The organism is Streptomyces sp. NPDC051041 (assembly GCF_044456065.1).
Lineage (GTDB): Bacteria > Actinomycetota > Actinomycetes > Streptomycetales > Streptomycetaceae > Streptomyces > Streptomyces glaucus.
Genome location: NZ_JBITFM010000004.1, coordinates 368,741 through 385,507 on the forward strand (window position 1 = coordinate 368,741; position 16,767 = coordinate 385,507).

General features: G+C 74.0%; 17 protein-coding genes. 7 read left to right on the top strand and 10 right to left on the bottom strand.

Annotation, left to right across the window (positions count from 1 at the left end; genetic code table 11):
• Positions 1-78 precede the first annotated feature (78 nt).
• Positions 79-852 carry an IclR family transcriptional regulator gene (locus ACIBAI_RS10295; protein ID WP_399032765.1) on the bottom strand — a complete coding sequence of 258 codons (774 nt, stop codon included), beginning with the start codon at positions 850-852 and terminating at the stop codon, positions 79-81.
• 152 nt (positions 853-1,004) lie between these two features.
• On the opposite strand from ACIBAI_RS10295, the gene ACIBAI_RS10300 reads away from it, so the two are divergent.
• The 3 genes from ACIBAI_RS10300 to ACIBAI_RS10310 all read left to right on the top strand — a co-directional run bounded on the left by ACIBAI_RS10300 (position 1,005) and on the right by ACIBAI_RS10310 (position 4,759).
• Entirely contained in the window at positions 1,005-2,534 is a 1,530-nt protein-coding gene (locus ACIBAI_RS10300) for an aldehyde dehydrogenase (NADP(+)) (protein WP_399032767.1), read from the top strand.
• A gap of 361 nt (positions 2,535-2,895) precedes the next feature.
• A complete protein-coding gene (locus ACIBAI_RS10305; protein WP_399032769.1) occupies positions 2,896-3,609 on the top strand; it encodes a DsbA family oxidoreductase in 714 nt (237 codons plus the stop codon).
• 97 nt (positions 3,610-3,706) lie between these two features.
• Positions 3,707-4,759: an aminotransferase class V-fold PLP-dependent enzyme gene (locus ACIBAI_RS10310; protein ID WP_399032771.1), complete on the top strand. Its 1,053-nt coding sequence runs from the start codon at positions 3,707-3,709 to the stop codon at positions 4,757-4,759.
• Positions 4,760-4,846: 87 nt separating this feature from the next.
• Here the strand turns inward: ACIBAI_RS10310 and thpD are convergent, their stop codons facing one another.
• The 6 genes from thpD to ACIBAI_RS10340 all read right to left on the bottom strand — a co-directional run bounded on the left by thpD (position 4,847) and on the right by ACIBAI_RS10340 (position 10,276).
• A complete protein-coding gene (gene thpD / locus ACIBAI_RS10315; RefSeq protein ID WP_399032773.1) occupies positions 4,847-5,746 on the bottom strand; it encodes an ectoine hydroxylase in 900 nt (299 codons plus the stop codon).
• Positions 5,747-5,751: 5 nt separating this feature from the next.
• Positions 5,752-6,156, bottom strand: a complete 405-nt coding sequence (locus ACIBAI_RS10320; protein ID WP_399032774.1) for an ectoine synthase — start codon at positions 6,154-6,156, stop codon at positions 5,752-5,754.
• 119 nt (positions 6,157-6,275) lie between these two features.
• Positions 6,276-7,547 carry a diaminobutyrate--2-oxoglutarate transaminase gene (gene ectB, locus ACIBAI_RS10325; RefSeq protein WP_399032776.1) on the bottom strand — a complete coding sequence of 424 codons (1,272 nt, stop codon included), beginning with the start codon at positions 7,545-7,547 and terminating at the stop codon, positions 6,276-6,278.
• 92 nt (positions 7,548-7,639) lie between these two features.
• Positions 7,640-8,158 (bottom strand): diaminobutyrate acetyltransferase, encoded by a 519-nt coding sequence (gene ectA, locus ACIBAI_RS10330; RefSeq protein ID WP_399032778.1) that lies wholly within the window; start codon positions 8,156-8,158, stop codon positions 7,640-7,642.
• A 327-nt stretch (positions 8,159-8,485) separates the two neighbouring features.
• Positions 8,486-9,028 (bottom strand): DinB family protein, encoded by a 543-nt coding sequence (locus ACIBAI_RS10335; RefSeq protein ID WP_399032779.1) that lies wholly within the window; start codon positions 9,026-9,028, stop codon positions 8,486-8,488.
• Between the two features lie 147 nt (positions 9,029-9,175).
• Entirely contained in the window at positions 9,176-10,276 is a 1,101-nt protein-coding gene (locus ACIBAI_RS10340; protein ID WP_399032781.1) for a pyridoxal-phosphate-dependent aminotransferase family protein, read from the bottom strand.
• A 218-nt stretch (positions 10,277-10,494) separates the two neighbouring features.
• Between ACIBAI_RS10340 and ACIBAI_RS10345 the strand changes: the two genes are divergently transcribed.
• The 4 genes from ACIBAI_RS10345 to ACIBAI_RS10360 are packed head-to-tail and all read left to right on the top strand — an operon-like array spanning position 10,495 to position 14,081.
• Complete coding sequence (locus tag ACIBAI_RS10345; RefSeq protein WP_399032782.1) at positions 10,495-11,337, top strand: transporter substrate-binding domain-containing protein; 843 nt, start codon at positions 10,495-10,497, stop codon at positions 11,335-11,337.
• Positions 11,334-12,167, top strand: coding sequence for an amino acid ABC transporter permease (locus ACIBAI_RS10350; protein ID WP_399032784.1), 834 nt, complete (start codon positions 11,334-11,336; stop codon positions 12,165-12,167). Before ACIBAI_RS10345 ends, ACIBAI_RS10350 begins: the two co-directional genes overlap by 4 nt.
• On the top strand, positions 12,164-12,985 hold the full coding sequence (locus tag ACIBAI_RS10355) for an amino acid ABC transporter ATP-binding protein (protein WP_399032786.1): 822 nt from the start codon (positions 12,164-12,166) through the stop codon (positions 12,983-12,985). Before ACIBAI_RS10350 ends, ACIBAI_RS10355 begins: the two co-directional genes overlap by 4 nt.
• A gap of 10 nt (positions 12,986-12,995) precedes the next feature.
• Positions 12,996-14,081, top strand: a complete 1,086-nt coding sequence (locus ACIBAI_RS10360; protein ID WP_399032788.1) for an amidohydrolase family protein — start codon at positions 12,996-12,998, stop codon at positions 14,079-14,081.
• 63 nt (positions 14,082-14,144) lie between these two features.
• On the opposite strand, the gene cobC is transcribed toward ACIBAI_RS10360, so the two are convergent.
• From cobC to ACIBAI_RS10375, 3 genes are read right to left on the bottom strand one after another with little or no spacing between them, the layout of a single operon-like run.
• Positions 14,145-15,245 (bottom strand): Rv2231c family pyridoxal phosphate-dependent protein CobC, encoded by a 1,101-nt coding sequence (gene cobC, locus ACIBAI_RS10365; protein WP_399032790.1) that lies wholly within the window; start codon positions 15,243-15,245, stop codon positions 14,145-14,147.
• A complete protein-coding gene (locus tag ACIBAI_RS10370) occupies positions 15,235-16,167 on the bottom strand; it encodes a sirohydrochlorin chelatase (protein WP_399032903.1) in 933 nt (310 codons plus the stop codon). Before ACIBAI_RS10370 ends, cobC begins: the two co-directional genes overlap by 11 nt.
• A complete protein-coding gene (locus ACIBAI_RS10375) occupies positions 16,161-16,754 on the bottom strand; it encodes a precorrin-8X methylmutase (protein ID WP_399032904.1) in 594 nt (197 codons plus the stop codon). Before ACIBAI_RS10375 ends, ACIBAI_RS10370 begins: the two co-directional genes overlap by 7 nt.
• Positions 16,755-16,767: the final 13 nt, after the last annotated feature.

Sequence of the window (16,767 nt, forward strand, 5' to 3'; positions counted from 1 at the left end):
CGGGCCGGGACCGGCGCCCGCCGGGGCGGGCCGGCCGGGCGAGCGGGGTGCGGGCCGCCCCGCGCGGGCCTTCGCGGGTCAGAGCCTCCGGGTGGCGAGCGTCAGCCGGTCGCGGGCGTCGAACAGGGCGTCCTTCACCATCTGCTCGTGGGCCGGGGTCAGCCGCGCCACCGGCACCGAGCAGCTGATCGCGTCCCGCGCCGGGGTGCGGTAGGGGATCGCCACGCCGAAGCAGCGCAGCCCCAGCGTGTTCTCCTCGCGGTCCACGGCGAAGCCCTGCTCGCGCACCTGGTGCAGCTCCTCGATGAGCCTCTCCCGGTCGGTGATGGTGTTCTCGGTGAGCGCGGGCAGCGTCTCCGGCAGCATCTTGCGCACCTGCTCGTCCGTGTAGGTGCTCAGCAGCGCCTTGCCCAGGGAGGTCGAGTGCGCGGGCAGCCGGCGGCCGACCCGGGTGAAGGGGCGCAGGTAGTGCTGGGACTGGCGGGTGGCGAGGTAGACGACGTTGGTGCCGTCCAGGCGGGCGAGGTGGATGGTCTCCGTGGTGTCGTCCGAGAGCCGGTCCAGCGTCGGGCGGGCCGCCGCGACCACCTCGTCGCCGTCGATGTACGAGGTGCCCACCAGCAGCGCCCGCACCCCGATGCCGTACCGGGTGCCCGTCGCGTCGGTCTCCACCCAGCCGAGCTCGACGAGGGTGCGCAGCAGCATGTAGAGGCTGGACTTGGGGTAGCCGACGGCCTCCTGGACCGCCGCGAGGGAGTGCATCCCGGGCTTGCCGGCGAAGAACTCCAGCAATTCGACGGTCCGCACCGCGGACTTGACCTGCGCTCCGCCGCCTGTCTCGCCTGCCGACATCGCCCTCGACCCCTTCGTTCGACGAGAAGCTGGAGATATAGTCTCCAGCAGCATGTTCATCATCAGAAACAGTGTTCAGTATATCGAACACGCCTGGTGGACGACCTACATCTGCGGCAACGCATGCGGCAATCAATGTGGAGGAACCCGCGGTGGCAGCAGCACCAGTCTGGAGTGTCGACCCCCGTACCGGGAAGCAGCGTGAACAGGTCGCGGTGGAGGCCACGGCCCAGGAGGTGGACGCCGCGGTCCGGGACGCGCACGCCGTCCGGGGCGCCCTCGCCGACCGCACCGTCCGCGCGGCCTTCCTGCGCTCCTGCGCCGACGAGCTGGAGGCGGCCAAGGACGGGCTCGTGGAGACCGCCGACGCCGAGACCGCGCTCGGCCCGATCCGGCTGACCGGCGAGCTCGCCCGCACCTGCTACCAGCTGCGGGCCTTCGCCGACATCGTCGACGAGGGGGCCTTCCTCGACGTCGTCATCAACCACCCCGACGACACCGCGACCCCGCCCGTCCCCGACCTGCGCCGCTACAAGGTCCCCCTGGGCGTCGTCGCCGTCTACTCGGCCTCCAACTTCCCCTTCGCCTTCTCCGTCGCCGGCGGCGACACCGCGAGCGCGTTCGCGGCCGGCTGCCCGGTCGTCGTCAAGGCCCACCCCGACCACCCGGCCCTGTCCGAGCTGGTCGCCAAGGTGCTGCGCCGGGCCGCCGCCCGGCACGACGTCCCCGAGGGCGTGCTCGGCCTGGTCCACGGCTTCGAGGCGGGCATCGAACTGATCAAGCACCCGCTGATCGCCGCGGCCGGCTTCACGGGGTCGGTGCGCGGCGGCCGCGCGCTGTTCGACGCGGCGGCCGCGCGTCCCGTGCCGATCCCGTTCCACGGCGAGCTGGGCTCCCTGAACCCCGTCGTCGTCACCGAGGCCGCGGCCGCCGAGCGCGCCGAGGCGATCGGCACCGGTCTCGCCGGGTCGATGACGCTGGGCGTCGGGCAGTTCTGCGTGAAGCCGGGCCTGGTGCTGGCGCCGTCCGGCGAGGCCGGCGACCGCCTGGTGAAGTCGCTGACGGAGGCGGTCAGCGACACCGACGCGGGCGTCCTGCTCGACCACCGCATGCGGGACAACTTCGTCGCCGGGGTCGCCGAGCGCGCCCAGCTGCCGGACGTGGAGTCGCCGGTGACGCCGGGCGCGGGCGGGGAGCACACGGTCAGCGCCGGGTTCCTGACGGTGCCGGCGAGCCGGCTGGCCGAGGAGGGCGAGCACGACCTGCTCCTGGAGGAGTGCTTCGGGCCGGTCACCGTGGTGGCCCGCTACGAGGACGAGACCGAGGTCGAGGCCGTCCTGTCCCGGCTCCCCGGCAACCTCACCGCCACCGTGCACCTGTCGGAGCAGGAGGCGGCGGGCGAGGGCCGCGGCGCGCGGCTGCTGCAGGAGCTGACGCCGCTGGCCGGGCGGGTGCTGGTGAACGGCTGGCCGACGGGGGTCGCGGTCGCCCCGGCCCAGCACCACGGGGGCCCCTACCCGGCGACCACCTCGACGTCCACCTCGGTGGGCGGCACGGCGATCGAGCGGTGGCTGCGGCCGGTCGTGTACCAGAACGCGCCGGAGGCGCTGCTGCCGCCGGAGCTGCGGGACGACAACCCGCTGGGGCTGCCGCGGCGGTTCAACGGGCGGCTGGAGCGCTGACCCGTCGCCGGGACGCGGCGTGTGGGGGGACGGGAGGGCCCGGGGCGCGGACGCGCGCCTTCCCGGCCTCCCGTTCCCCCGCGCCCGACCGTCCGGCCGGAGAGCCCCGCCGGGCGTCGCGGCGCGCCGGAGGCGGGGCGAGCGCTCTCCCCGAGGCGGCGCTGAACGGCCGACGCCCCTCCTCCCCGCCCGGCAGGGCTGGGTCCCGGACCCGGAGCGCCCGCTCGCCGCGGACGGCCGGCGCCTGCGCCCGTCCCTGCGGCTGACGGCCGCCGGGGAATGAACGCGCCTGCTTGAACGTTCACGTACCTACTCGCGGAGACCGCCTCCGCCCCGGTACGACCTGGAGAGAGCCGAGACCATGCGCGTCGAGATCTGGAGCGACATCGCCTGCCCCTGGTGCTACGTGGGCAAGGCCCGCTTCGAGAGGGCGCTGCGGGACTTCCCGCACCGTGACCGGGTCGAGGTGGTGCACCGCTCCTTCGAACTCGACCCGGGCCGCGCCAAGGGCGACGTCGAACCGGTGATCACCATGCTCACCCGGAAGTACGGCATGAGCGAGGAGCAGGCCCGGGCCGGTGAGGACCGCCTCGGCGCGCAGGCCGCCGCCGAGGGACTGGAGTACCGCACCCGCGGCCGGGACCACGGCGGCACCTTCGACATGCACCGCCTGCTGCACCTGGCCAAGGAGCGCGGCAGGCAGGAGGCGCTGCTGGACCTGCTGTACCGGGCGAACTTCGCCGAGGAGCGCTCCGTCTTCGGCGACGACGAGCGGCTGGTGGAGCTGGCCGTCGCCGCCGGCCTCGACGCGGACGAGGCCCGCGCGGTGCTGGCCGACCCGGCCGCGTACGCGGACGAGGTGCGCGCCGACGAGCGCGAGGCCGCCGAACTCGGCGCGCGGGGCGTGCCGTTCTTCGTCCTCGACCGCGCCTACGGCGTCTCCGGGGCCCAGCCCGTCGAGGTCTTCGCGCAGGCGCTGGCCCGGGCGTGGGGCGAGCGCCCGCCGCTGAAGCCGGTCCCGGGCGGTGACGCCGACGTGTGCGGCCCCGACGGGTGTGCGGTGCCGGGGCGCTGAGGAACGCCGGTCCGGGGCGGACGCATGAGCGTTCCTCGGACGAGACGCGCGAAGACGCGCAGTGGACCTGGGGTCCGCCAGGGCCCACAGTGGTCCCATGGAGACCTTCGAGAGCCTGGTCCGCGCCGAGTTCGCCCCGGAGAACACCTACCTCAACACCGCGAGCAACGGGCTCCTGCCCGCCCGTGCCGTGACCGCCCTGAACGAGGCCGTGCGGCTCCGGGCCGCGGGCCGCCCGCTGGACTCGCTGTTCGAGGACGTCGAGGCCGCCCGCGCCGCCTTCGCCCGGCTGGCGGGCGTCCCGGTCACCCGGGTGGCGGCCGGCGCCACGGTCGCCGCGTACACCGGGGTGGTCGCCGCCTCCCTGCCCGCGGGCGCCGAAGTCCTCACCGCCGAGAACGACTTCGCCTCCGTGGTGAACGCCTTCCACGTCCGCGGCGACCTCAAGGTGCGCGCCGTGCCGCTGGAGCGGCTCGCCGAGTCCGTCCGCCCCGGCACCGCGCTCGTCGCGGTCAGCGCCGCCCAGTCCGCCGACGGGCGGATCGCCGACCTGCCCGCGCTGCGCGAGGCGGCCCGGGAGCACGGGGCGCGCACCTACGTCGACTTCTCCCAGGCCGCCGGCTGGCTGCCGGTGGAGGCCGACGCGTACGACTACACCGCCTGCGTCTGCTACAAGTGGCTGCTCGGGCCGCACGGAGCCGGCTTCCTCGTCGTGCCGGAGGACTTCGGCGGGCTCACCCCGATCCTGGCCGGCTGGGTCGCGGGCGAGGACCCCTGGGACAGCTGCTACGGACCCGTCGCCGAACTCGCCCGCTCCGCGCGGCGGTTCGACCTGGCGCCCGCCCTGTTCACGTACACCGGACTGCGCCACTCCCTCGCCCTGATCGAGGAACTCGGGGTGGACGCCGTGCACGCCCACGACCTCGCCCTCGCCGACCGCTTCCGCGCGGGGCTCGCGGAACTCGGCCACGAGCCGCTGCCCGCGCCCGGCTCGGCGATCGTGTCCGTGCCCGGACTCGGCCACCGGCAGCCCGCGCTGAGCGAGGCCGGCATCGAGGTCTCCGCCCGCGCGGGCAACCTGCGGGCCTCCTTCCACCTGTACAACACCGCCGCGGACGTGGACCGCCTGCTGGACGTCCTCTCCGGGTGACCCGGGGCGGGCCTCCCGTCCCGCAGGGGGCCCGCCCGGTGGTCACCGCTTCGGACGCTCGCGGTCACCGCCGCGGCGCTCCCGCGGTCACTCCACCGGTGTGAAGTCCCGCGCACCGATGAACTCCGGCCGCCGCGCCGGTGCCGCGAACGGCTCGACGGCCGTGTTCTCCACGCTGTTGAACACGATGAACACGTTGCTGCGCGGGAACGGCGTGATGTTGTCGCCGGAGCCGTGCATGCAGTTGCAGTCGAACCAGGTCGCCGAACCGGCCTTGCCGGTGAACAGCCTGATGCCGTACCGGGAGGCCATCTCGGTCAGCGCCGCGTCGGACGGCGTGCCCGCCTCCTGCATCCGCAGCGACTTCCGGTAGTTGTCCTCCGGCGTGGCCCCGGCGCACCCGAGGAACGTCTTGTGCGACCCCGGCATGATCATGAGCCCGCCGTTGGTGTCGAGGTTCTCGGTCAGCGCGATCGACACCGACACCGTGCGCATCCGCGGCAGTCCGTCCTCGGCGTGCCAGGTCTCGAAGTCCGAGTGCCAGTAGAAGCCGCCGGCCCCGAAACCGGGCTTGACGTTGATCCGGGACTGGTGGACGTACACGTCCGAGCCGAGGATCTGCCGCGCCCGCCCGGCGACCCGCTCGTCGCGCACCAGGTCCGCGAACACCTCGCTGATCCGGTGGACCTCGAAGACGGACCGGATCTGCCCGGACTCCGGCTCCACGACCGAGCGCTCGTCGGCCCGGACCGCCGGATCGGTCGTCAGCCGCCGCAGCTCCCGCCGGCAGACCTCCACCTCGTCCTCGGTGATCAGCCGGTCGACGGTGAGGAAGCCGTCGCGCTCGTACGACAGGAGGTCGGCCGGCGGGATCGGCCCCGGCGCGTCGGGCGCGCCCCACAGGACCGGGTCCTGGCGCGGGACGGAGACCTCGGCGGCGCCGCGGCTCGGGTAGAGGTCGACGGTGGTCGTGGGGATCGCGGTCATGGTGATCAGACCTCCTCGTCCTCGGTGAGCAGCGGGTAGACGCCGTTCTCGTCGTGGTCCTCCCGGCCGGTCACCGGCGGGTTGAAGACGCAGACGCAGCGGAAGTCCCGCCGGACCCGCAGCGTGTGCCTCTCGTGCCCGTCCAGGAGGTACAGGGTGCCGGGGGTGATGGTGTACGTCCGCCCGGTCTCGTGGTCGGTCAGCTCGGCCTCGCCCTCCACGCAGACGACGGCCTCGACGTGGTTCGCGTACCACATCGACGTCTCCGTGCCCGCGTACAGGATCGTCTCGTGCAGGGAGAAGCCCACCCTCTCCCGGGCGAGGACGATGCGTTTGCTCTCCCAGGTCCCGGACGCGGCCCTGACATGCCGGTCGGTGCCCTCGATCTCCTTGAAGGAACGGACGATCACGGTGCTGCGATGCCTCCTCGGTGGTGCCCCCGGCCGGCTCACGGCCGGCTCGAAGGGGTCGGTGCGGGTGGGTCGGTTCGGTGGATCCGGTGCGGACGGGTTCGGCCGGGCCGGGCGGTTCAGGCGGTCTCGCGGACGGCGCGGGCCAGGGTCTCCAGCCCTTCGTCCAGCTCGTCGGGCGTGACGGTGAGCGCCGGGAGCAGCTTGACGACCTCGCCCTCGGGGCCCGACGTCTCGACGAGCAGACCGAGTTCGAAGGCCCGCCGCGCGACCCGCGACGCCCGCCGCTTGTCGTGGAACTCCAGGCCCCACACCAGACCGCGCCCCCGGTACTCCTTCACGTCGGCGGGGTTCTCCCCGGCGAGGGAGACCAGGCCCCGCTCGACCTGCTCGCCGCGCGCGCGGGTCTGCTTCTCCGTCGCCGCCCCGTCGGTCCAGTACGCCCGGAGCGCGGCCGTCGCCGTGACGAAGGCCGGGTTGTTGCCGCGGAAGGTGCCGTTGTGCTCGCCGGGCTCCCAGACGTCCAGCTCGGGCTTGAACAGGCACAGCGACATCGGCAGGCCGTAGCCGCTGATCGACTTCGACACGGTGACGACGTCGGGCACGATGCCGGCCTCCTCGAAGGAGAAGAAGGCGCCGGTACGGCCGCACCCCATCTGGATGTCGTCGACGATCAGCAGCATGTCGCGCCGCTCGCACAGCTCGGCGAGTCCGCGCAGCCACTCGGGCCGGGCGACGTTGACGCCGCCCTCGCCCTGCACGGTCTCCACGATCACGGCCGCCGGGCGGTCGAGCCCCGAGCCCCGGTCCTCCAGCAGCCGCTCGAACCACAGGAAGTCGGGCACCCGGCCGTCCAGGTAGCGGTCGAACGGCATGGGCGTGCCGTGCACCAGCGGGATGCCGGCGCCGGCCCGCTTGAAGGCGTTGCCGGTCACGGCGAGCGAGCCCAGCGACATGCCGTGGAAGGCGTTGGTGAAGGACACGACGGCCTCGCGCCCCTTCACCTTCCGCGCCAGCTTCAGCGCGGACTCCACGGCGTTGGTGCCGGTCGGGCCCGGGAACATGACCTTGTACGGCAGGTCGCGCGGGCGCAGGACCAGGTTCCGGAACGACTCCAGGAAGGCGCGCTTGGCCGTGGTCGACATGTCGAGCCCGTGCGTGACGCCGTCCCGCTCCAGGTAGTCGAGCAACGCCCGTTTCAGGACCGGGTTGTTGTGCCCGTAGTTGAGCGATCCCGCGCCGGCGAAGAAGTCCAGGTACTCGCGGCCGTCCTCGTCGTACATACGGCTGCCGTGCGCGCGGTCGAAGACGGCGGGCCAGCCGCGGCAGTAGCTGCGCACCTCGGACTCCAGGGTCTCGAAGACGCTCAGGTCGGGCTGGGTGATGGTCACGGCGGATCGCTCCTCGGTGCGTGGGAGAGCAGGGGGGTCGGACGGGGGCCGGACCGGCGAATCGTTCCGGCAGGAAGGCGGGAGGGGTGGGGTCACAGGGAGAGGGGGCCGATGCGGTAGAGGACCTCGGGGGCGTGCGGCCCGTCGGGGAACAGGTCCGTGCCGAACAGCACCTCGCGCTCCAGCCGGGCGCCGTGGCGCTCGGCGAACGACGTGAACAGGCGCTCGGAGGCGGTGTTGCCCGGCGTGACGGTGGTCTCCACGGCGGTCAGTCCGTGCTGCGCGGCGGTGCGGGCGGCCACCCCGTCGAGCAGCGCGGCGGCGAGCCCGCGCCCGCGGTGGGCCTCGTCCACCGCCACCTGCCAGACGAGCAGGGTGCCGGGGCGGTCCGGCCGCAGGTAGCCGGTCAGGAAGCCGACCGGCTCCCCGCGTTCGTCGCGCACCACGGCCGACGTGGCGGCGAAGTCACGGCACCACAGCAGATAGCTGTACGACGAGTTCAGGTCGAGGACCTTCGAATCCCGGGCCATCCGCCACAACGCGGCTCCGTCGGCCACCGTCGGACGGTCGATTCGCAGGGCTGCTTGCAGTTCTGCTTGCGCGGCAGTCATGCGAATTGAACTTACTCAGGGAAATGCGAAATCGCATCGCCGTGCGGGGTTACGCGCAGGGGCTTTCTGTGTTATCGCGCGGGTGCGGGGCCCGCGTGAAGCGACGGGATTATGCCCGGCTTTGTCCGGTAAATAACGGGCAAAACGGCAGCCCTGTGTGATGGGTCACACGTGCGCGGCCCTCACGGAATCTGCGCGGAACACCCCCGACGGCGTTCGCGGAATCTTCGCGTTTGACTTCCGGAGGGGTGGGCAGGAGAAAGCGGGGAGCTGCCCTGAAGTAATTCTTGAATTCGCGCCCCCGGAATTCCGAGAAGGGGGTCGAATTCAGGCCCCGGTCGCTCCGTCGATGCACTCCCGCAGGAGATCGGCGTGACCGTTGTGCCGCGCGTACTCCTCGATCACATGGATGAGCACCCACCGCACGCTGACCTCCGCCCCGGCCGGCGGCCCGCCGGCGATCCGCACGGTGTCGTCCGGCGACCGTCCCGCGCACAGCTGCCGCCCCCGCGCGATCTCCCGCCGCCAGACCGCCAGCGCCTCGTCGAGTCCCCGCGCGGGATCCAGGACGTAGCCGGTCCCCTCCTCGAGGACCGGCGGCACGTCGAGCCCGCCGACCATCCGCTGGAACCAGTTCCGCTCGGTCTCGGCGGGATGCCGCACCAGCCCGAGCAGGGTCAGCGACGACGGCGTGACGGGCGCGAGCCGCACCTGCGCGTCGTCCAGCCCGGCGCACTTCAGCTCCGGGGTGGCGCGGTGGAAGTCGAGCCAGCCCTCCAGCGCCGGGCGCCCGTCGCCGACGAGGAGGGGGACGGGGCGGCCGTCGGGGAGCGCCGGGGCGCTGTCACCGGTCGTACGGGGACATCGCACGAAGGGGCCGCTCCGCGCCGCCGACCGGGGCGTTCCGGGCCGCGGGACGGGTCCGTCCGGGCCGGCGGGGATCCTTCCGGGCCCGGGCCTCCACCGCCGGGCCTTGCGCCGTCGGACCCCGCCCGTCCGCCCGTCGCCGCTCGGCGCTTACCGCCAGGCTTCCTCGGCGGCCCGCAGCGCCCCGTCCACGTCCACCTCCAGCCCCTGCTCGGCGAGTGCCGCGCCCAGCGCCGCCAGGCAGCCGCGCACCACGTCCGGCGTGGCGTCCGGCCCGTAGTGGTTGACCCGGATCATCTCCTTGGCCAGCGCGCCCCCGCCGGCGGCCAGCGGCAGCGCCGGACCGGCCGCCAGGGCCCGGGCCACCAGGTCCGACGCCGCGACACCCGACGGCGCCCGCAGCGTGGTGGCGACCGGCGCCGCCTCCCGCGCCTCGCGCACGTACGGCTCCAGCCCCCCGCCCAGCGCCGACGCGCCCGCCCGGGTCGCCGCGGCGGCACGGGCGTGCCGGGCCATCACCGCGTCCAGCCCGTCGGCCTCGATCCGCTCCAGGCACGCCTCCAGCGCCAGCATCTCCAGCTGCGCCGGCGCGTGCAGCAGCGTCGTGCGCCCGCCGTCGATCCACCGCTCCTTCCAGTCCAGCAGGGAGAGGTACGACCGCCGCGGCGCCCGCGGGTTGGCCGCCATCCGCGCCCACGCCCGCTCGCTCACCGACACCGCCGACACCCCGGCGGGCCCGCCCATCGCCTTCTGCGCCCCGATCACGCACAGGTCCACGCCCCACGCGTCCGGCAGCACCGGCTCGGCGGCGACGGAGGCGACCGCGTCCAGGTAGAACAGCGCGCCCCGCTCGCGCACCACCTCGCCGATCTCCGCGACCGGGTTGGTGTTCCCGGTGGCCGCCTCCGCGTGCACCAGGGACACGAAGTCGATCTCCGGGTGCTCGGCGAAGGCCTGCCGGACCTGCTCGGCGGTCACGGCCGTGTGGAAGGGGACGGCGAGATCGTGCACCGTCGCCCCGCAGTCCCGCAGCCAGTCGCCGAAGGTCTGCCCGTAGGGGCCGGTGACGACGTTCAGCGCGGTCGTCCCGGGGCCCGCCGTCCCGCGGATCGCGCCCTCCAGCGGCAGCAGCGCCTCACCCTGCATGATCACGACGTCCTGCCCGGTGCCGAGCAGGCGCGCCACGCGCTCCTCGATCGACGCGAAACGCCCGGCGCTCAGCGGGGGCAGGTCCAGGAGGGGGTGGGTCACGGCGGTGCTCTCCTCGCTCGCGGGGCGGCCGGCAGACGGATGAAGGCTCACGGACGAAAACGAGGGTAACCGGACTTCCGCGGTCCTCTCCGGCCGGTGCTCCCGCGGCCCGGCCGGCGACATTCTCAGGCCGGACCGCCCCACAGCCATCACTTTGATTTGAGAGCCCCAAAGCTCTCCTTATAATCGAAGTCACAGTTTCCCCACAGGAGGCCCACGTGAAGACGCACCCCGGGCGCCGGACCCGCATCCTGGCCGCCATCACCGCGACGGCCGGCCTGGTGCTCGTGGCCGCCTGCACCTCCAGCGGCGACGGCGGCGGCACGAAGACCGCCGCCGGCGGCGTCGAGCTGGTCAAGGACGGCCAGCTCACCACCTGCACCCACCTGCCGTACCCGCCCTTCCAGTCGGAGATCGACGGCAGGGTGCAGGGCTTCGACGTGGCCCTGATCGACCTGGTCGCCGAGGACCTGGGCGTCCGGCAGGAGATCCTCGACACGCCGTTCGAGAACTTCAAGACCGGCGCGTTCCTCAACTCCGGCGAGTGCGACCTGGCCGCGGCCGGCATGACCATCACCGAGGAGCGGAAGAAGAACGTCGACTTCTCCGACCCGTACTTCAACGCCACCCAGGCCGTGCTGGTCGGCAAGAAGAGCGGCGTCGGCTCGTTCGCCGACCTCGAGGGCCGCAAGGTCGGCGCGCAGGCGCAGACCACCGGCGAGGACTACGCCAAGAGCAAGGGCCTCGACCCGGTCTCCTTCGAGTCCTCCGACGCGGTCCTCAACGGCCTGCGCACCGGCCAGGTGGAGGCCGTCGTCATCGACTACCCGGTCGTCCAGGGCTGGCTGAAGGACAAGGCCAACGCCGACGCCTTCCGGGTCGCCGACAACATCGACACCGGCGAGCAGTACGGCTTCACGGTGAAGAAGGGCAACACCGAACTGCGCGAGGCCATCGACAGGGCGCTCGCGGACGCCAAGGCCGACGGCACGTACAAGAAGCTGTACGAGCAGTGGATCGGGCCGTACGACGAGTCCGCCGCGTCGCCCGCCGCCTCATGACCGACCCGAAGAGCGCGCTCCGGCCGAAACGCAAGGGCCTGACGCGGCGCCAGAAGCGCGGCGTCTCGCGCGGCATCCAGTACGCCGTCTTCGTCGCCGCCGTGGCCGCCCTCGCGGTCACGGCCGACTGGGGACGGCTGCGCAACCAGTTCGCGCAGGAGGACATCGCCGGGCGGATGTTCCCGGACGTCATCACGCTGGCGCTGAAGAACACCGTGCTCTACACCGTGACCGGCTTCGCCGTCGGGCTGGCCCTCGGCATGGTGATCGCGCTGATGCGGCTGTCGTCCGTGGGCCCCTACCGCTGGCTCGCCGGGATCTACATCGAGATCTTCCGCGGCCTGCCCGCCCTGCTGATCTTCATCTTCATCGGCGTGGCGGTGCCGCTGGCCTTCCCCGGCACCGAGATCGTCGGCGGCACCTACGGCAAGGTCGCCCTCGCGCTCGGCCTGGTGGCCGCCGCGTACATGGCGGAGACGATCCGCGCGGGCATCCAGGCGGTGCCCAAGGGGCAGATGGAGGCGGCCCGCTCGCTGGGCTTCTCGCCCGCGCGGGCGATGGTCTCGATCATCATCCCGCAGGCGTTCCGGATCATCCTGCCGCCGCTCACCAACGAACTGGTCCTGCTCTTCAAGGACTCCTCGCTGGTGCTGTTCCTCGGCGTCACCCTGGAGGAGCGCGAGCTGTCCAAGTACGGCCGCGACCTCGCCAGCCAGACCGCCAACTCCACGCCGATCCTGGTCGCCGGCCTGTGCTACCTGCTGGTCACCATCCCGCTCGGCTTCGTCGTACGCCGCATGGAGGCGAAGGCCCAGGAGGCCGTGAAATGAGCCGACCCCAGACCCCGGGGACCCCGGAGATCGCGGTGCGCGGTCTGCGCAAGTCGTTCGGCGCCAACGAGGTCCTGCGCGGCATCGACCTGGAGATCGGCCGGGGCGAGGTCGTCTGCGTCATCGGCCCGTCCGGCTCCGGCAAGTCGACCCTGCTGCGCTGCGTGAACCTGCTGGAGGAGCCCACCGCGGGCCAGGTCTTCGTCGGCGGCACCGAACTGACCGACCCGGACGTCGACATCGACGCCGCACGCCGCCGGATCGGCATGGTCTTCCAGCAGTTCAACCTGTTCCCGCACCTGACGGTGACCGAGAACCTCACGCTGCCGCAGCGCCGGGTGCTCGGGCGGAACAAGACGACGGCCGCGCAGGTGGCCGCCGAGAACCTGCGGCGGGTGGGCCTGGCCGAGAAGGCGGACGCCTACCCCGCCTCCCTCTCCGGCGGCCAGCAGCAGCGCGTCGCCATCGCCCGCGCCCTCGCCATGGGCCCCGAGGTGATGCTGTTCGACGAGCCGACCTCGGCGCTCGACCCCGAACTGGTCGGGGACGTGCTGGCCGTGATGCGCAGGCTGGCGGACGAGGGCATGACGATGATGGTCGTCACCCACGAGATGACCTTCGCCCGCGAGGTCGCCGACCGGGTCGTCTTCATGGACGGCGGCGTGATCGTCGAGGACGGCGCCCCCGAGCGGGTCATCGGCGACCCCCGGCACGAACGCACCCGGCACTTCCTCTCCCGCCTCCTCGACCCCGCCATGGCCGAGGTGGAGGAGGAGACCTCGGACCAGGTGGGCGGAGGCGGACCGGTCCCCGGCTAGGGTGCCGTGCATGAGCGAGGTGCTGCACGTGAAGGGGCGGGTGCTCGTCGGCCCCGACGACGTCCGCGACGAGCTGTGGGTCATCGGCGGCCGGATCTCCCACGACCGCCCCGCCGGGGCCCGGGACGTCCGCACCGTCGAGGGCTGGGCGCTGCCCGGCCTCGTCGACGCGCACTGCCACGTCGGCCTGGACCAGCACGGCGCGGTGCCCGAGGACGTGGCCGAGAAGCAGGCGCTGACCGACCGTGACGCGGGCGCGCTGCTGCTCCGCGACGCCGGATCGCCCTCGGACACCCGCTGGATCGACGACCGCCAGGACCTCCCGAAGGTCATCCGGGCCGGCCGGCACATCGCCCGCACCCGCCGCTACATCCGCAACTACGCCTGGGAGATCGAACCGGACGAACTCGTCGCGTACGTCGCCCGGGAGGCCCGGCGCGGCGACGGCTGGGTCAAGCTGGTCGGCGACTGGATCGACCGCGGCCTCGGCGACCTGGCGGCCTGCTGGCCGCGCGAGGCGGCCGAGGCGGCGATCGCCGAGGCGCACCGCCTGGGAGCACGCGTCACCGCCCACTGCTTCTCGGAGGACTCCCTCCAGGACCTGGTGGAGGCGGGCATCGACTGCGTCGAGCACGCCACGGGCCTGACGGAGGAGCTGATCCCGCTCTTCGCCGCGCGCGGCGTCGCCATCGTCCCCACCCTCGTCAACATCGCGACCTTCCCCCGGCTGGCCGACGGCGGCGAGGCCAGGTTCCCCCGCTGGGCGGCCCACATGCGCCGGCTCCACGAGCGCCGCTACGACACGGTGCGCAACGCCTACGACGCCGGCGTCCCGGTCTACGTCGGCACCGACGCCGGCGGCTCCCTCCCGCACGGCCTGGTGGCGGCCGAGGTCGCCGAACTGGTCACGGCCGGGATCCCGCCGGTCGAGGCGCTGTCGGCGGCGGCCTGGGCGGCCCGCGACTGGCTCGGCCGCCCCGGCCTGGACGAGGGGGCGGCCGCGGACCTCGTGGTGTACGAGCAGGACCCGCGCGCCGACGTGCGGGTGCTGGCGGCGCCGCTGCGGGTGGTGCTGAACGGACGGGTGGTGGGCTGAGCCGGCCCGGCCGCCCGGCGCTCGTCCCGCCGGCCCGCTCCGGGGCGGCAGGCGGCCCGGGGCTCATCCCGCCGCCGGTGACACCGCCCGCTCCAGCGCCGTGAGGAACCCGTCCACCGTCCGCCGGTCCCGTACCGCCAGGCGCAGCCACCGTTCGTCCAGGCCGGGGAAGGTGTCCCCGCGGCGGACGGCGAAGCCGAGGCCGCGCAGGCGGTGCCGGACGGCGGCGGCCCCGGGGAGACGCACCAGGACGAACGGGCCCTCGGCGGGCCGGACGACCCGCAGACCGTGCGGGGCGAACCGGGCCAGGCCGGCGACGAGATGGGCCCGGTCCGCGGCGATGCGGTCGGCGGCGCGGGCCGCCTCCGCCAGCGCGCGCGGGGACACGCACGCCTCGGCCGCCGCGAGCGCGGGCGTGGACACCGGCCACAGCGGCTGCGCCCGCTCCAGTTCCGCGATGGTCTCCGGGGCGGCCAGGACGTAGCCGATCCGCAGGCCCGCCAGCCCCCACGTCTTGGTCAGGCTGCGCAGCACGACGAGGCCGGGCACGTCCGTCCGCCCGGCCAGGGCCTCGCGCTCGCCCGGCACCGCGTCCATGAAGGCCTCGTCCACCACCAGCGTCCGCCCCGGGCGGGCGAGCGAGGCGATCGCGGCGGCCGGGTGCAGCACCGACGTCGGGTTCGTCGGATTGCCGATCACGACCAGGTCGGCCTCCTCGGGGACGGCCGCCGCGTCCAGCCGGAAGCCGTCCTCCTCCCGCAGCAGCACCCGGCCGACGGTGTGCCCGGCGTCCCGCAGCGCCGCCTCCGGCTCCGTGAACTGCGGGTGCACGACCACCGGCCGGCGGGGCCGCAGGGCGCGCGCCAGCAGCACGAACGCCTCCGCGGCGCCCGCCGTCAGCAGCACCCGGTCCGCCGGCAGCCCGTGCCGCGCCGCCACCGCCGCCCGCGCGGCCCGGCCGTCCGGATAGGCCGCGAGGGAGTCCAGCGATCCGGCGACGACCTTCCGCAGCCACGCGGGCGGGGTGTCCGCGCGCACGTTCACGGCCAGGTCGACCAGCGCGGAGCCGTCGTCGCGGACCTCGGCGTCCCCGTGGTGCCGCAGATCGTGCCCGTCCGCGGCGGCGCCCGCCGTGCCGTGCGCGGTGCCGTGCTCAGTGCGCATGGGTGTGCGCGCCGTGGTGGTGATGCCCGTGCCCGTGGTGGTGGTGACCGTCGTCGTCGGGGTGGAAGTGCGGCTGCTGCGGCGCTCCCACCTTGTCCTCGAAGCCGGGCAGCGCGATGCGGTACACGCACGAGTCGCAGTTCATCCGCAGATCGCCCTCCAGGGCCTCCCGGTACCGCTCCATCACCAGGTCCAGCAGCTCCGGCTCCGGCCCGATCACGTCCGCCGACCGCACCTCGATCTCCGGGTGCGCGGCGGCCCACTCCTCGGCCTGCTGCCGCACCCGGTCCGGCAGGACGCCGGTGAACAGGAAGTAGGGGAGCACGACGATGCGCCGCGCGCCGAGCTTCGCGCACCGGTCCAGGCCGCTCGGCACGTCCGGCGCCGCCAGCGACACGAACGCCGTCTCCACGGCCGCGTAACCGCGCCCCTCCCACAGCAGCCGCGCCGCCTTGAACACCTCCGCGTTGGCGTCCGGGTCGGTCGAGCCGCGCCCGACCAGCAGCACGGTCACGTCGGCCCGGTCCTCCGGGGTCCGCGCCGTCGAGCCGAGCGCCTCGTCCAGCCGCCGCTCCAGCACGGACAGCAGCGCCGGGTGCGGGCCCAGCGGGCGGCCGTAGGTGTAGGAGATGCCGGGGTGGCGTTCCTTCTCGCGGGCCAGCGCCGCCGGGATGTCGCCCTTGGCGTGCCCGGCGGACACCAGCATCAGCGGCACGGCGGCGAACCGGCGTACGCCCCGCTCCACCAGCTCGGCGACCGCCTCGCCCAGCGGCGGCGGGGACAGCTCGATGAAGCCGCCCGCGACGGGCAGCTCCGGGTGGCGGCGCCCCAGCTCCCGCACGAAGGCGCGGAACGCCTCGGCTCCGGCGTCGTCGCGGGTGCCGTGGCCGGCGATCAGCAGGGCGGGCGGGGTGGTCACGATGTCTCCTCGGGAAGGGGGTGGTACAGCAGGGCGTTGAGCGCGGCGGCGGCGACCGCCGAGCCGCCCTTCTCGGACACGTTGCTCACGGCGGGCAGCCCGCTGGCGCGCAGCGCCGCCTTGGACTCGGCCGCGCCGACGAAACCGACGGGCAGCCCGATGACGAGCGCGGGGGAGGCGTCCAGGGCCAGCAGCTCCTCCAGGGCGGTCGGCGCGCAGCCGATCACCCACAGCGCGCCCGGGCCGACCTGCTCGTACGCCAGCCGCACGGCGTGCGCCGAACGCGTCAGCCCGGGGCCGGACCTCGCGTCCCTCAGCCGGCAGACGGTCTCGCGGCGGGTGATGCCCGCCGCGACCATCTCCACGTCCACCACGACGGGCGCCCCGGCGTGCAGCGCGGCGTGCGCCGTCGCCAGCTCGCCCTCGTCCATGACGAGGTCGTCCGCGTACTCCAGGTCGGCGGAGGAGTGGACGACCCGCTCCACCACCGCCCGGGTCAGCGGCGGGAAGCGCGAGGTGTCCAGGCGGGCGCGCAGCCGCCGGAAGGACTCCTGCTCGATCGGGTGCACGACGCGGGCCGCCGGATCCATCTGATTCGCCTGA